Source organism: Magnetospira sp. QH-2 (assembly GCF_000968135.1).
GTDB lineage: Bacteria > Pseudomonadota > Alphaproteobacteria > Rhodospirillales > Magnetospiraceae > Magnetospira.
Window position 1 is genome coordinate 1,357,584 of record NZ_FO538765.1, and the last position, 14,501, is coordinate 1,372,084.

Here is a 14,501-nt window from a genome sequence, read left to right on the forward strand (position 1 = left end):
GTCCCCCGTGAAGTGGGGCGAATTGTAGCATTTCCGTTTGCGTCGCGGTAGACGCATAGGGGGATATACCCATGAAAAAATTATGGCAGTCGGGAAGGGCGGGGCCGCAGCCTCAGTCGTCGTCGGTCATCGGTTTTTTGTGGGCGATTCCCTTGTGACACTCGATACAGGGTTCGCCCTTTTCCATGGCCGGTTTCATTTTGTCGCGGGAGCGCTGGCGTTGCTTGTCAAAATCCATGTCGTGATAGGAATGACACGATAGACAAGGGGCCGAATGATTGGCTTCCATGCGAGCCCAAACCCGCTCGGCCATTTCCAGGCGGTGGGCCTCGTATTTCTCGGGCGTGTCGATGGTGCCCAACAGGTGGTGGTAGATATCCCGGACCGCTTCGATCTTGCGCCAAAGCTTCGGCCCCCAGGCCTTCGGGACATGGCAGTCGGCGCAGGTGGCTTGCACTCCCGACGGATTCTTGAAGTGGATGGACCGGGAATACTCGGCATAGGCATTCTGCATTTCGTGACAAGAAATGCAGAATGCTGTTTCGTTGGTACGGTCCATGGCATAGTTAAAGCCGCCCAGAGCCAAGGCGCCGAATAGGCCTCCGAGCAGAAACAAGAAAATCCAGGCTCTGCTGGATCGAAAGGTTGGTTTGGCCATCGGGGATCCGTTGAAAGAGTCCCGCCGCCGGATCAAACCCGGCGGCGGGATGTCTCATGGACTTACTTCTTAGGCATTTTCTGGACCATGTAGGCCAGGATGTCGAGGCTTACATCCATGGGCAGGGCGCGCAAGGCGGGCATGGCCTCGGCGGGTTGACCGTTCTGGATCTTGTGCAGGGTCTCCCAGGGATTGCTGGCGGCAATGGCGCCCAACGGCTTGGGCAGGTCTTTCGGCATGCTGCCGTCCACGGCGTGGCACCCGGCGCAGAGGGTGTTGTAGTAGGCGGCGCCCTTCATAGCATCGCCCTTCACCGATTTGTCGGCGCCAATGTAGGATTCCATCTTCAATTGCCCCTTGGTGACGAACAGGGCGATGTCTGCCTTGTCGGCGTCGGCGATCAGGTCGCCCAGACCATGGGTGGCATCGCCAATGGCCGCGACCACCTTGGCCGGGTCACCGCCCAGATGAGCGCGCAGGCCACCGATACCGGTCTTGTACGAGCCGCTGGCATAGGCCCCGTCCTTGCCGCGCAGGTCCCAGCCGTGGCAGGACTTGCAGCGCCAAGTGGCATTCCCCTTTTTCTTGGTATTGGAAGCGGGCCAGGCTTTATGGGTGTCCTTGGGCTTCTCCGCGCCGGTGACGGCGAACCACTTGTCATAGAGCTGACCACCGCGGGCAATGCGTGAGTCTTCCTCTGCAGAAGCGGAAATCGGGGTGATGGCGATGGCGCCGAATGCCAGAGCGATCGCCACGGCAACAGCGCGGCCAAGGGGAAAAGTCGGTCTCATTAAGAGTTCTCCAATCAGGATATTGTTATGCGAATGATTGTCATTATCAAGATGACGGCGCGACGTTATCAAAAAGGGCACAAAAAAGATAGGGCTTTTTTTAAACCAGCCCTAATATTTTGTGATGGTTCGGTAAAAATTGTTTTTTTCTAACGCGTTTCGGGTCCGATCGGGCCCGTTGAATAGGTGCCACCCTATCGGAATCGATCACGTTTTTCGTGATTGATCGATTCCGGTCATACCCGATGTGATCTAGGAGTAGGCCACGTCGGTACCACCAAGTCCGCAATAGCCCAACGGGTTTTTGGCCAGATATTGCTGGTGATAGTCCTCGGCATAAAAGAACGCCGGAGCGTCGAGAATCTCCGTGGTGATGGCCGGGTGCCCGGCCTTGGTCAGCAGGGTTTGATAGCGCTCCCGGCTTTCCTCGGCCAGCCGCTTTTGCGTCTCGTCCAGGCAATAGATTCCGGAGCGGTACTGGGTGCCTCGATCATTGCCTTGGGCCATGCCCTGGGTCGGGTTGTGGGACTCCCAAAACAGCTTGAGTAAGTCTCCGTAGGTCACCGCCATGGGATCGAAGACCACCCGCACCACTTCGTTGTGGCCGGTCAACCCCGTGCAGACTTCTTCATAGGTCGGATTGGGAGTGAGGCCCGCCGCATATCCTACCGCCGTTGAATAGACACCGCCTGTTTGCCAGAATTTCCGCTCAGCGCCCCAAAAACAGCCCAGTCCGAACAGGGCCAGCCGGGTGCCTTCGGGGAACGGCGGCAGAATGACATGACCGGAGACCGCGTGTTGGTTCGTGACCGGCATGGCCTGCGTCCGTCCGGGCAGGGCATCGGCAGGAGCGGGTATTTCCGACTTATGGGAATTGAGAAACCACATGATGGACTCCTTGTGCGGCGCTTTCCATCATATGGGAAGCCTGGACCGGGTCACAAGGAGGCGTCGGGGCCGGTTGGGAACAGCGAGACGGGCTTCATCTTATCCTCGGGTGCCGCCAGTTTGTTTTTCTCCCCGCTGGGCTTAAGCAGCCATATCAGGCCTTTCCACATGCGTGGCAGCAGGAAAATGGCGCTGGCCAAGGTCATGGCAATGATCACCAGGAACACCACCGGCAGCATGACCATCAGCACCAGACCGATCACCAAGGCAATATCTTCCAACATGGATAGGCCCCAATTGCTGAAAGGCTCCGGCGACATATTGGCAAAGGCTCGGGTGCCTGCCTTGAGGAAATGGGACAAGGAAGCAACCAATGCGCCGCCAAAGAAGGCACTGCCAATACCCAAAGCACCCCCCAGGCTGCCATCATCGAGGCCCTGGATCGCGCCAGCGGCCAGCAACGCGCCTGCCGGGATGCGGATAAAGGTATGGACGATATCCCAAAGACTATCGAGCCCGGGTACCTTGTCGGCGACGAACTCGATCAGATACAAGGTCAAGGCCAAGCCGAGCACGGTCGGGTCGGATAAAACCTCCAAGGCCACGGGCAGGGAAATCAGGCCGAAATGATCCAAACCACCGAGAATAAGGGCGGTACCATAGAGGTTGATACCGCTACCCCAGGCCGCGCCCAATGCCAACAAGATGGTTTCCAAAATACCCATATTCCCTGCGAATCCTTCTCAAGTACCTATAGCCAAGGATGCGCTGACGGACCGTTGCCCGCAAACGGAATGAAAGCGGGTAATTCCGCCTGCTTCGGGGCGCCGGGTTGATCCTTCATGTCTCGACGCCTTGACCGTGCTATACTCATGAAATGTCGAGTACTCGTGCCAGGTTCCGGGTTGGTCAGGTGGTTCATCACAAGATGTTCGGCTATCGCGGCGTGATCGTCGATGTGGATCCGCATTTCCTTGGCAGCGAGGAATGGTACGCCCAAGTGGCCCGGTCCCGCCCCCCCAAGGATAGTCCCTGGTACCATGTGTTGGTGGATGGACAAGGGCACAGCACCTATGTGGCGGAACGCAATCTGGAGCCGGACGCCAAAGGGGGCCCCATCGATCACCCGGAGTTGTCCCGCCATTTCCAGCGGCTGGGGCAGGACGGGTATGAAACACGGAGAATGATTCACTAGCTTTTCCCCTTGGCCGGGACCTGTTAAACAGGGTCGGAACCACAGCAGGAAAGCCCAGCCATGCAGCATGTCGACCGCAGCCCGGCACAAAAGGCCGCCGGGGCCACCGCCGCCAAGATCCTCATTGAAATCGCCGCGGTTAATTTCCGCCCGGAAGAACCCTATACCCTGACCGCCGGATGGGCTTCGCCGGTCTATGTGGACTGCCGCAAGCTGATTTCCTATCCCCGCGCCCGGCGCAAGGTCATCGACCTGGCGGTGGAAGCCGTGGAAAGCGAGATCGGCCATGCCTCCATCGATGCGGTGGCGGGCGGCGAGACAGCGGGCATTCCCTACGCCGCCTGGATGGCCGAGTCCATGGATATCCCCATGCAGTACGTGCGCAAGAAGCCCAAGGGTTTCGGTCGCAACGCGCAGATCGAAGGCGACCTGAGCGAGGGGCAGCGCATTCTGCTGGTCGAGGATCTGGCCACCGACGGCGGCAGCAAGATCAATTTCGTCAACGCCCTGCGTACCGCCGGGGCGACGGTCACCGATACCTTCGTGGTGTTTTTCTATGGCGTCTTCCCCGGGGCTCTAAAGACCCTCAACGACGCCGGGGTGAACCTGCACTATCTGGCCAATTGGTGGGACGTGCTGCATGTGGCCGAAGAAGGTGAATACTTCTCCAAAAAATCCATCGCCGGGGTGAAATCCTTCCTCGAAGATCCCATCGCCTGGTCGGCGGCGCACGGTGGACGCGGCGCGGAAGGTGAGGGATGACCCAACGCACGCTGATCACGCTGATCGTCGTCAAGGTGGCGGTGCTGGCCGGGATCGGGTTCGCCGTTGCGGCTTCGGTGCTGTGACCATGCGGGTCCTGCTCTTGGCCGCGCTCTTAGTGCTGTCCTCCATGGCGGCCCAGGCCCGGGACAGCCTGACCATCGGTCTGACCCAGTTTCCGTCCACCTTCCATCCCAGTATCGATTCCATGGCTGCCAAGTCCTATATCCTGGGACTGGCCAGACGCCCCCTGACCACCCACGATGCCGATTGGAACGTGGTCTGTATGCTCTGCGTGGACCTGCCGACCTTGGAAAACGGCGGTGCGATCCGCGAGACCACCGCCGACGGCAAGCCGGGCATCGCCGTGACCTATCGCCTGCATCCCAAGGCCACCTGGGGCGATGGCCAGCCTGTCCGTGCCGAGGACGTGGTCTTTACCTGGGAGGTGGGGCGTCACCCGAAGGTCGGGGTCGGCAATCTGGAGCTTTATCGGAGCATCACCGCCATTGATGTCATCGATGCCAAAACCGTGACCATCCACTTCGATAAGATCAGCTTCGATTACAACGCCTTGAACGATTTCGAGGTGCTGCCGGCGCATCTGGACCAAGCCGCTTTCGAGGCCGATCCGGAGAGCTACCGTAAGACCACCGTCTACGATACCGATACCACCAACCCCGGGCTCTATTTCGGGCCCTATCGCATCGCCGAGGTGGTCACCGGCTCCCATGTGGTGTTGATCCCCAATCCCACCTGGTACGGCAAGCCGCCCGCCTTCAAGCGCATTGTGGTGCGGGTGATCGGCAATACGGCGGCCCTGGAGGCCAACCTTCTGTCCGGCGGTCTGGACATGATCGCGGGCGAGCTGGGGGTCACCTTGGACCAGGCCCTGGCCTTCGAGAAGCGCCATGGCAAGAAGGTCCAGATCCTCTACGAACCGGGACTGGTCTATGAGCACCTGGACCTGAACCTGTCCAATCCGATCCTCGCCGACAAGCGGGTGCGCAAGGCAATGCTGATGGCCATCGACCGCCAGGCCATGAGCGAAAAGCTGTTTGCCGGCAAGCAGCCGGTGGCCCAGACCTCGGTCAGCCCCCTGGACTGGGTCCATGCGCCCGAGGTTGTTTCGGCAACCTATGACCTAAAGGCCGCCGGGGTTCTGTTGGACCAAGCGGGCTGGCGCATGGGCACCCGGGGCCTGCGCCGCAATGCCGAGGGCGATCTGCTTAGCCTGGAAATCATGACCACGGCGGGCAACCGTACCCGCGAGTTGGTGGAGCAGGTGATTCAGGCGCAGCTCAAGCAGGTCGGGATCGAATTGAAGATCCGCAACCAGCCGGCCCGGGTATTCTTTGGCGAGACCGTGACCCGGCGCCAATTCACCGGCCTGGCTCTGTTCGCCTGGATCTCCTCGCCGGAAAACGTGCCGCGCACCACCTTGCATTCGGGCCATATTCCCACCGCTGAAAACAATTGGGCGGGCCAGAATTACACCGGCTATAGCAACCCGGACATGGACCGATTGCTGGAAACCATCGATATCGAACTGGACCGGGACAAACGCCGTGCCCTGTGGCGACGCTTGCAGGAAATCTACGCCGAGGACCTGCCCGTCCTGCCCCTGTACTTCCGCGCCAACGCCCATATCCTGCCGAAATGGCTCACCGGCCTGAAACCCACCGGCCATATGGCGCCAAGCACCTATTGGGTGGAGGAGTGGGGCGAGACTCCCTGACCGGGTCGCCGAACGGGCGAGGGACATGGCATGGTCCGTACTGAGTCCTTCTCGCCATGGCAGGAGGTGTGGTGGGCGATAATTAGTGGAGTGTCACCGTAACCTAATTAGTGGACTGTCACCGTAACCTGTCGTCACCGTAACCTGTCACCGTAACCCCAACTGTCACCGTAACCCCAACTTAAGGGCTTTTGCCAATTTAGCCGTTGTGTGGATGTAAAGCATGTTGGTGACCTATACGTAATTCAGTGCAGATAATAGCGACCACGCTGCAAACGCAGACATGCCAAGGAACAGGACACCTGCAAATCTGTGTAACCAGACGATTGGAAGTTTACCCAATACGGTCTTCCCTGCAACAGCACCGATCACGGACGTAATTGCCAAAGCAACCGTGGCACCGATCCAGACAAACAATATTGGATATATACCAGCAAGCCCCGCTACTGCGATCTGTGTTTTGTCACCAAGTTCAGCGAGAAAGATCATCAAGAAGGTTGTGATAAATAGACTACCGAACTTACGTTCTTCTGTATCATCGTCTTCATCCTCATCGGCATGAAGTAGTGAATGGATGCCAAACCCTGCAAACAGTACCGCGACACCGCCCAAAATCCATTCCTGCGGTAGCCATTGAGCCAAGGCACCGCCGAATATAACGGCTAAACCATTCAATAGGGCAAACGCCAATACAGCACCAAACAGGATGGGTCTTACACGACCATGTTTTGCTGCCAGTGCCATGCAGACCAATTGGCTCTTATCTCCAATTTCAGCCAGTCCAATAATTGCCAGCGTTGTTCCTGCTGTTTGCCACCACATGTTATTCCCCCGAGTAGTATTGGGTTCTAATACATGATTTTCAGATATGCGGCTACTGGGGTTACGGTGGGTTACGGTAATGGCATGGACGCCCCCTTCGGTTTCGTGATGAGCCATACTGGAGGTGTTGAAACTATCCAATAGCGGGAGCGTCCAATGAGCAATGTTACCATGATCGGCCTTGATCTGGCCAAGAACCTGTTCCAAGTCCATGGCGCCGACGAGGCGGGTCGTCCGGTTCTGCGTAAGAGGCTGCGGCGGAGCCAGCTATTCGAATACGGTGACAGTCCACAAATTGGTGGGATTACGGTAACACTCCACAAATTAAAGCCAAATCAACCTCTTCTCCAACTTCCTTCCCCCCCCCTCAAAACGGATTCAGACTCTTTTCCTTGGTGTAATGCAGATAGCCCACGTTGGCCCCGGCGCGCAGGCCGACGCCGGTACGGATGGGGGCGAGGATGATGCCGCTGGATTCCTGGTAGTTCAGGCCGATGCCGCCGACCACATAGAGGCTGCCATCGACGCCGGGAAAGCGTTGGAAGATCTCTTCGGGGTTGTCCAGGTGGTAGATCAGGGTGAAGACCTTCGATGCGTTGCCCCCCCAATCAAAGCCCACCGAAGGGCCTTGCCAATAGAGCTTCCGGTTGATGCCGTCATAGGTCTGGAGTTCCCCCTCGCCGTAGCGGGCACCGACGAAAAAGGCCCCCGAGGCTTCCTCGCCGACGATGATGGCATTGGGCTTGCCATGATCGGAAAAGGCTTTTTGAATGACGCTGGCCAAGCCCTCGCTGGTTTCGCCAAAGAAATTCTTGGCGGCGTCGAGGATCTGGCTCTCGTCATAGCCGTCGTCTTTGGCCGGTGCTTGGTCTTGAGCAAGGGCGGGGGTCGCAACGAGCAGCATCAACAGCGGCAGGATCTGGAACAACCGGAATTTCATCGGAGAATCTCCACAAAAAAATAGCCTGACGGGAGTTTACTCCGTCAGGCCAGGTTGTGCCATAAGGCAGGAGGATCAGTCCGTGATGATTTCTGGTCCCATCAACTGCGTCGGCAGCCAGGTGGAAATTGCTGGTATGTAGGTCACCATGACCAGGAAGACCAACAGGATCATCAGCCAGGGCAGGGCGGCTTTCACCACCCAGAGTATGGATTGGTTTGTTATCCCCGCGGTGACGAACAGGTTGAGTCCCACCGGTGGCGTGATCATGCCGATTTCCATGTTGACCACCATGATGATGCCCAGATGGATCGGGTCGATGCCCAATTCCATGGCGATGGGGAACAAGATCGGCGCCATGATCAGCAGGATGGCCGAGGGCTCCATGAAGTTGCCCGCCGCCAACAGCAGCAGATTGACGATGATCAGGAACGACCACCATTCAAAGCCCGCGGCGATGATCATCTCGGTGATTTCATGCGGAATGCGTTCCGTGGTCAGCACGAAGGCGAACAGCATGGCGTTGGAGATGATGAACAGCAGCATGATGGTGATCTTGGCCGCGTCCAGGATGGTATGGGTGATCTCCTTGTGGGTGAAAACCTGGATCAACAGGGAAATGGCCGACGGCCGGGGCTCGCCCTTTTTCAGCGGTCCCAGATCCCGATAGACGAAGATCGCGATGATATAGGCGTAGACCGCCGCCACCGCCGCTGCTTCCGTCGGGGTAAAGATGCCGCCATAGATGCCGCCCAGGATGACGACGATCAGCATCAGCCCCCAAATGGCGTCCTTGAAGGAATCCCAGAATTCTTCGAATGAAGGCACCGGCTGTTTGGGCAGCCCGGTGACTCGGGCCCGGATGTAAATGGCGATCATCAGCATGACACCGGCCAACAGGCCCGGGAACACACCGGCCAGGAACATGCGTCCCACCGAGACTTCCGTCGCGGCGGCATAAACCACCATGACGATGGACGGCGGGATCAAGATACCGAGCGTGCCCGCGTTGGCGATCACACCGGCGGCGAAGGGCTTGGGATAGCCCGACTTGATCATGCCCGCGATGACAATGGAGCCGATGGCTGCCACAGTGGCCGGAGACGACCCGGAAACCGCCGCGAACAGCATACAGGCCAGCACCGAGGACATGGCCAGGCCGCCGCGCATGTGTCCCACCACGTTAATGGCGAAGCGGATCAGGCGTCGCGCGACGCCACCGGTGGAGAGGAACGCCGAGGACAACACGAAGAACGGAATGGCCATCAGCGTGTAATGGTGCATGGTGTCGAAGATCCGCCCCGACAGGGTGCCCAGGTCGTCATTGCCGAAGAACAGCAAGGTCAGCACGCTGGACAGGCCCAGCGCAAAGGCGATGGGCGTGCCGATGAGGATTAGGCCGAATAGCGTTATGAACAGGAAGCCAATGGTCATTTTCCGGTCTCCTGGTCATCGTCTTGTTTTTGGGCGAACTGTTTCAAGGCGTCCTCGCCCTCGTCCCCAAGAAGTGTGGTGTCGTCGGAGGTGAGGATCGTCCAACCCGCCACCAACAAACGGATGATGGCCATGCCGAAGCCGACCACCACGACGCTTAAGGGAAACCACATGGGCCACTTGAGATCGGCGGTTTCCACATTGATCTCCCAGACCAAAACCACCTCTTCCCAACCACCGATCACCATCATGGTGCTGTAGGTGATTCCGGCGGCGATGGCGATGAGGCCAAGAATTCTTTGAATGGCCGAAGGAAACAGCTTCACGAAAGCATCGACGCCGATATGGCTGTGGATGCGGATACCGTACGAGACCCCGAAGATCACCAACCAGGCGAACAGAAATGTGGTCAGTTCCAAAGCCCAAATGAAGCCGGAATTGAACGCATACCGTAGCACCACCTGAATAAAGGTGAGCAGGGTCATGGCGGCAAGCAGGAAGGCAAGGAAGCCTTCTTCGGCCCTATGCAGGGATTCTATGACCTTTTGCATGGCACATGTTTCGACCCGCCCCCCGGATGGGGACGGGTCGACCTTTCCCTCAAGGTTACTTGTTGAAGCCGTCGGCGGCCTTCAGCAGGTCCGGGCCGATTTCATCGGCGAAGCGGTCCCATACCGGCTTCATGGCGGCTTTCCAGGCGGCGCGCTGTTCCGCGGTCAGGGTCCGCACGACGCCCTTGTTGTCGAGGATCTTCTGGCGGTTGTTGAGGTTCAACTCACGGGCCAGGTTGTTGCGCTCGGCCGTGACTTCCATGAGGATGCTGTTGAGCTCGGTGCGGATATCATCCGGCAGGCCCATCCAGAAACGCTTGGACACGATCACCGCGTAGTCGAGGATGCCGTGATCGGTTTCGGTCACGCCGTCCTGCACTTCGAAGAACTTCTTGGTGAAGATGTTGGACCAGGTGTTTTCCTGACCGTCCACGACGCCGGTCTGCAAGGCACCATAGACTTCCTTAAAGGCCATCTTCTGCGGCACCGCGCCGAGCTGCTGGAACTGAGCCACCAGCACATCGGACTGCTGCACGCGGAACTTCAACCCCTTGGCGTCTTCGGGCTTGACCAACGGCTTGTTGGCCGACATCTGCTTCATGCCATTGTGCCAGAAAGTCAGGCCCAGAATGCCTTTCTTTTCCATGGACCTAAGAATGCCTTGGCCATGTTCGGACTGTTGGAACGCGTTCACGGCGTTGATATCGTCGAACAGGAACGGCAGATCGAAGATGCGGAATTTCTTGGTAAAGGTCTCGAACTTGGACAGCGACGGCGAGCCCATCTGTACCGACTTGCCCTTGGCCAGTTCAATCAGCAGCTTGTCGTCGTTGAACAGCTGGCCGGACGGATAAACTTCGACCTTGACCTTGCCTTTCATGCGCTCATTGACGCGTTCGGCGAACAGGTTGGCGGCCAGGACCTTCGGATGGGTTTTACCCCCGGTCACGTGGCTGAACTTTATGATAATTTCCTTGGCGCTGACGGTCGCCGGGGCGGCGGTCAACATGAAGGCGGTGGCTGCAACGGCGGCAATTCCTGTAGTAAACAGGCGCATAGTTTCTACTCCCTAATCTATCCCAATACGGTTCACCCACCGGGCGCCAGTCCATTTTCTTGGATCATGGTGGCTTGGTCCGGTGGATCACACGTGGCGTTTTATTCGCAAGGGGTATGCCAATCAGGGTTTTTCTTCCAAAGGCATATTATGGTCATCTAATCTTCACAGCGATTCAGCGTTCTGGCCAAGTCCCCGGAATCATTCCGGAAATCTCGCTGCAGTGCACATAGATGGGGAGTCACCCATGGGGAGGAGGGGGATGGGTGGATTTCCGCCTATTCAGTGAAAGCGCGGCGGTCCAGATCGTACTTACGCATCTTGTCATAGAGGGTCTTGCGCGGCAGACCGAGGCGTTCAAGAGTCGCCTTGATATTACCCTTCTGGCGTTGCAATTCCTGCACGATGACGCTGCGCTCGAAGGATTCCACCTGTTCCGGAAGGGACTGTGCGCCCGCCATACTGTCTGTTTCATCGAACGGGTGGGAGTCATCAAAAGTGATGCCATAGCCAAGTACGAACCGTTCGGCGGCATTCTTCAGTTCCCGCACGTTGCCGGGCCAAGAATGTCCCATCAGCTCGCTCAGTTGGGCGGCGCTGGGGGCCTCGGCCGGCCGGTTATAGCGCGCCGCGGCGGCTTCGACGAAATGATGAAACAACAGCGGGATATCTTCACGGCGTTGGCGCATGGTCGGCAGCGGCAGCACCATCACATTAAGCCGATAATAGAGGTCCTCGCGGAACAAATTTTTCTCGCTGGCCTTGCGCAGATCGGTCTTGGTGGCCGCGACCACCCTCAGGTTCACCGGGATCAGTTGGTTGGAACCCAACCGTTCCACCACCCGCTCCTGCAAAACCCTTAACAACTTGACCTGAAGGCCTAGGGGCATGCTCTCGATTTCGTCAAGAAACAAGGTGCCCCCCGCCGCGTGCTCGATCTTGCCGATCCGCTGGGTCTGGGCACCGGTGAAAGCGCCTTGTTCATGTCCGAACAACTCGCTTTCGAAGATGGTTTCCGGCATGGCGCCGCAATTCACGGCAACAAAATGGCCGTCCCGGCGGGTGCTTTGCTCATGCAGGCAGCGGGCGACCAGTTCCTTGCCCGTCCCGGTCTCGCCGAAAATCAGAACGTCGGCCCCGGTGTCGGCGATGTTGGCGATGATATCGCGGGTGCGGTTCATGGCCGGAGACTTGCCGACCAGCAGGGCGCCGCCTTGGCGAGAGCCCAATTCCCGCCGCAGGGTCTGGACTTCCAGCACCAAATTGCGTTTTTCCATAGCCCGGTTGACTGCATCCACCAGCAAATCGGCAGGAAACGGTTTTTCGATGAAATCATAGGCCCCGTCTCGGATCGCCTGCACGGCCATGGCGATATCCCCGTGGCCGGTGATCAGGACCACCGGTAGATCTTGGGCGATTTCCTGGGCCTTGCTCATCAAGGTCAGGCCGTCCATGTCGGGCATCTTGATATCGCTGACGATGATCCCCGGCCATTGGGCGCTCAGCCGAGGCAAAACCTTGGACGGCGAGGAAAAGCATTCCACCTGATACCCGGCCAACTCCAGGGTCTGGCGCCCGGAGATGCGGATATGCTCCTCATCATCGACAAAAAAGACGATTCCCTTGTCCGGTTCGCTCATGCGGTCTGTGCCATCTGGTTGCCGTGGTCTCGCTGTAGGGCGACAGTGAACAGCGCGCCGCCATCGGGATGATTGGAAACTCGCAGGCTGCCGCCGAAATCATTGATGATCCGATCGGAAATCGACAGTCCCAAGCCAAGCCCCTTGCCCATCGCTTTGGTGGTATAGAAGGGATCAAAGACCTTTTCCAGATCTTCCTCGGTGAGGCCGGGGCCGCTGTCGTGAATCAGCACCAGAATCTGTTCGTCGGTGATTTCCGCATCAATGCCGAGGCGGCGGGGCTGATCCTTCTCCATGCCGTCCATGGCATCCAAGGCATTCCGGAACAGGTTGAGGAAAACCTGTTCAAGTCGCAGTTCCTCGCCAACGACCATGGGACAGCCCGATGGGACCTTGTCGGTGATTTCCAGGCCGTCGGTTTTGGTTACCTTGGTCAGCAAGGACAGGGCGCCATGCAGGGCGATCCGCAGATCCACCGGGCCAACCTCGTCCGGTGGTTTGCGGGCGAATGTTTTCAGATCGCCGGTGATGGTCGCCATGCGGTTGGTCAGATCGGATATTTGACTAAGATTGCCGCGCACGTCGTCCAGGCGGTCGCGGTCGAGAAGCACATGGGCATTGTCCGCATAGGTGCGGATGGCGGTCAGCGGCTGATTGAGTTCATGGGTGATGCCTGCCGACATCTGTCCCAGGGCGGCCAGCTTGCAGGCATGGACCATTTCCGCCTGGGTGGTGCGCAGGGTGGACTCGGTCTTGCGGCGTTCCTGGATTTCCCGATGCAGGGCCTGATTGCTGTGGCGCAGGTCGGCGGTGCGGGCTTCGATGCGTTTCTCCAACTGATCATAGGCCTGTTGCAAGGCGGCACGGGCCTTGCGCTGATAATGCACGCGCTCCCACAGACGCAGACGGCGTTGGAACAAGGTGTAGGCGAAGAAAGCAAAGACCACCAAGGTAAAGGCCGCGGCCGCCAGCGCGCCATAGACAATCCGATCAACCGCCTTGACGTCCGACATCAGGTGCAATGTCCAGCCGGTCTCCGGATAAAGCAGCGACTGTACAAAGAACCGGGCTTTGCCAGAACGGGTCTCTTCGGTCCGGATGGTCATGATTTCACCACTTTCGCCGGCTGGAACCCGTTGCTCGATTTGCAATGGCGTAAGGGCATTGGTGCCATACTGCTGCGAAATGCGAATATGATCCGCCAACCCCGGGGGCAGGGTTTCCAGGGTCTTGAAACGCCAGTCCGGGCGGCTGGAGATGAAAGCAATACCATGTTTGTCGGTGACCAGAACCTGGCTTTCAGAAGCCGCCCAGGCGGTTTCCAACCGTTCCATGCCAATCTTGACGACAACGACACCGAGAATGCGCGTCTCGTCCTTGACCGGATAAGAAAGATAGTAGCCCGGCTTGTTCGACGTGGTGCCCAAGGCAAAATAGCGCCCCGTCTCACCTCGAAGGGCGTCTTGGAAATAGGGGCGGAAGTTGAAGTTCTTGCCGACAAAGGGACGATCACTGTTCCAGTTGCTGGCGGCAATGGTCAGGCCATCACCATTCATCAAATAAACCGCCGAGGTGGCGGCAATGCGGTTAATGCTTTCCAGCGCCCGGTTGACGTGGTCCACCCCGTCCAGGTCCTCGGGCGCCAGCAACAGCTCTGTCAGGTCCTGATTGCGCGATAGCACAACCGGCAGATAGGCGTATTTGTCCAACTCGCTTCGCAGGTTCTCGACAAAGGTGGCCAAGCGTTCGTGTCCCTTGGCTTCCATGTCCTTTAGCGCCGTGGCCCGGATCCATACGGACACCAGCATCATGACCACCGCCGCCGTCACCACGGTGGCGAAAATAAAGGTCAGCTTGGCCCGCACCGAGCCCTGGGGCGCCGAGACGAATTTCGGTACCTCCGGCCAGTCGAATTCCTGATCCTGCTTGGTTGGCTCGCTCATGAGCGCAGTATAAACCACTTGGCGCCTGGTCGCGAACCTTGCGCTGAAGGCCTGCCAGCGGGTACACCAAAAGTCTCTTGAT

Annotated in this window: 14 protein-coding genes and 1 pseudogene; 4 read left to right on the top strand and 11 right to left on the bottom strand. The window is 58.4% G+C overall.

Annotated features, from left to right (window positions below):
• Positions 1–112: 112 nt before the first annotated feature.
• The 4 genes from MGMAQ_RS06345 to MGMAQ_RS06360 all read right to left on the bottom strand — a co-directional run bounded on the left by MGMAQ_RS06345 (position 113) and on the right by MGMAQ_RS06360 (position 3,062).
• Positions 113–658 carry a NapC/NirT family cytochrome c gene (locus tag MGMAQ_RS06345; RefSeq protein ID WP_046023034.1) on the bottom strand — a complete coding sequence of 182 codons (546 nt, stop codon included), beginning with the start codon at positions 656–658 and terminating at the stop codon, positions 113–115.
• A gap of 62 nt (positions 659–720) precedes the next feature.
• Entirely contained in the window at positions 721–1,449 is a 729-nt protein-coding gene (locus MGMAQ_RS06350) for a cytochrome c (protein WP_046020882.1), read from the bottom strand.
• A gap of 252 nt (positions 1,450–1,701) precedes the next feature.
• On the bottom strand, positions 1,702–2,337 hold the full coding sequence (gene msrA, locus MGMAQ_RS06355; RefSeq protein WP_046020883.1) for a peptide-methionine (S)-S-oxide reductase MsrA: 636 nt from the start codon (positions 2,335–2,337) through the stop codon (positions 1,702–1,704).
• Positions 2,338–2,387: 50 nt separating this feature from the next.
• Positions 2,388–3,062 (bottom strand): DUF4126 domain-containing protein, encoded by a 675-nt coding sequence (locus MGMAQ_RS06360; RefSeq protein ID WP_046020884.1) that lies wholly within the window; start codon positions 3,060–3,062, stop codon positions 2,388–2,390.
• A 152-nt stretch (positions 3,063–3,214) separates the two neighbouring features.
• On the opposite strand from MGMAQ_RS06360, the gene hspQ reads away from it, so the two are divergent.
• From hspQ to MGMAQ_RS06375, 3 genes are all read left to right on the top strand, one after another.
• The gene (gene hspQ / locus MGMAQ_RS06365; RefSeq protein ID WP_046020885.1) at positions 3,215–3,532 is read left to right on the top strand and encodes a heat shock protein HspQ; all 318 of its coding nucleotides are present in this window, start codon (positions 3,215–3,217) and stop codon (positions 3,530–3,532) included.
• 60 nt (positions 3,533–3,592) lie between these two features.
• Positions 3,593–4,294, top strand: a complete 702-nt coding sequence (locus tag MGMAQ_RS06370; RefSeq protein WP_046020886.1) for an orotate phosphoribosyltransferase — start codon at positions 3,593–3,595, stop codon at positions 4,292–4,294.
• Positions 4,295–4,382: 88 nt separating this feature from the next.
• Positions 4,383–6,032, top strand: a complete 1,650-nt coding sequence (locus MGMAQ_RS06375) for a peptide ABC transporter substrate-binding protein (protein WP_046020887.1) — start codon at positions 4,383–4,385, stop codon at positions 6,030–6,032.
• A gap of 234 nt (positions 6,033–6,266) precedes the next feature.
• On the opposite strand, the gene MGMAQ_RS06380 is transcribed toward MGMAQ_RS06375, so the two are convergent.
• Positions 6,267–7,067: a TMEM165/GDT1 family protein gene (locus MGMAQ_RS06380; protein WP_371258392.1), complete on the bottom strand. Its 801-nt coding sequence runs from the start codon at positions 7,065–7,067 to the stop codon at positions 6,267–6,269.
• Here MGMAQ_RS06380 and MGMAQ_RS20665 point away from each other — a divergent pair.
• Positions 7,011–7,133: pseudogene (locus MGMAQ_RS20665) on the top strand (IS110 family transposase); the annotation flags it as partial. The gene MGMAQ_RS06380 and the pseudogene MGMAQ_RS20665 overlap by 57 nt on opposite strands.
• Positions 7,134–7,221: 88 nt before the next feature.
• Here the strand turns inward: MGMAQ_RS20665 and MGMAQ_RS06385 are convergent.
• From MGMAQ_RS06385 to MGMAQ_RS06410, 6 genes are all read right to left on the bottom strand, one after another.
• Positions 7,222–7,794, bottom strand: a complete 573-nt coding sequence (locus tag MGMAQ_RS06385; RefSeq protein WP_046020889.1) for a DUF1134 domain-containing protein — start codon at positions 7,792–7,794, stop codon at positions 7,222–7,224.
• A 75-nt stretch (positions 7,795–7,869) separates the two neighbouring features.
• The gene (locus tag MGMAQ_RS06390) at positions 7,870–9,228 is read right to left on the bottom strand and encodes a TRAP transporter large permease (RefSeq protein ID WP_046020890.1); all 1,359 of its coding nucleotides are present in this window, start codon (positions 9,226–9,228) and stop codon (positions 7,870–7,872) included.
• The gene (locus tag MGMAQ_RS06395; protein ID WP_046020891.1) at positions 9,225–9,779 is read right to left on the bottom strand and encodes a TRAP transporter small permease; all 555 of its coding nucleotides are present in this window, start codon (positions 9,777–9,779) and stop codon (positions 9,225–9,227) included. Before MGMAQ_RS06395 ends, MGMAQ_RS06390 begins: the two co-directional genes overlap by 4 nt.
• 55 nt (positions 9,780–9,834) lie before the next feature.
• A complete protein-coding gene (locus tag MGMAQ_RS06400; RefSeq protein WP_046020892.1) occupies positions 9,835–10,836 on the bottom strand; it encodes a DctP family TRAP transporter solute-binding subunit in 1,002 nt (333 codons plus the stop codon).
• 278 nt (positions 10,837–11,114) lie between these two features.
• Positions 11,115–12,476 carry a sigma-54 dependent transcriptional regulator gene (locus tag MGMAQ_RS06405; RefSeq protein WP_046020893.1) on the bottom strand — a complete coding sequence of 454 codons (1,362 nt, stop codon included), beginning with the start codon at positions 12,474–12,476 and terminating at the stop codon, positions 11,115–11,117.
• Positions 12,473–14,419 carry an ATP-binding protein gene (locus tag MGMAQ_RS06410; protein WP_052716183.1) on the bottom strand — a complete coding sequence of 649 codons (1,947 nt, stop codon included), beginning with the start codon at positions 14,417–14,419 and terminating at the stop codon, positions 12,473–12,475. The genes MGMAQ_RS06405 and MGMAQ_RS06410 overlap by 4 nt, the downstream gene beginning before the upstream one ends.
• Positions 14,420–14,501: the final 82 nt, after the last annotated feature.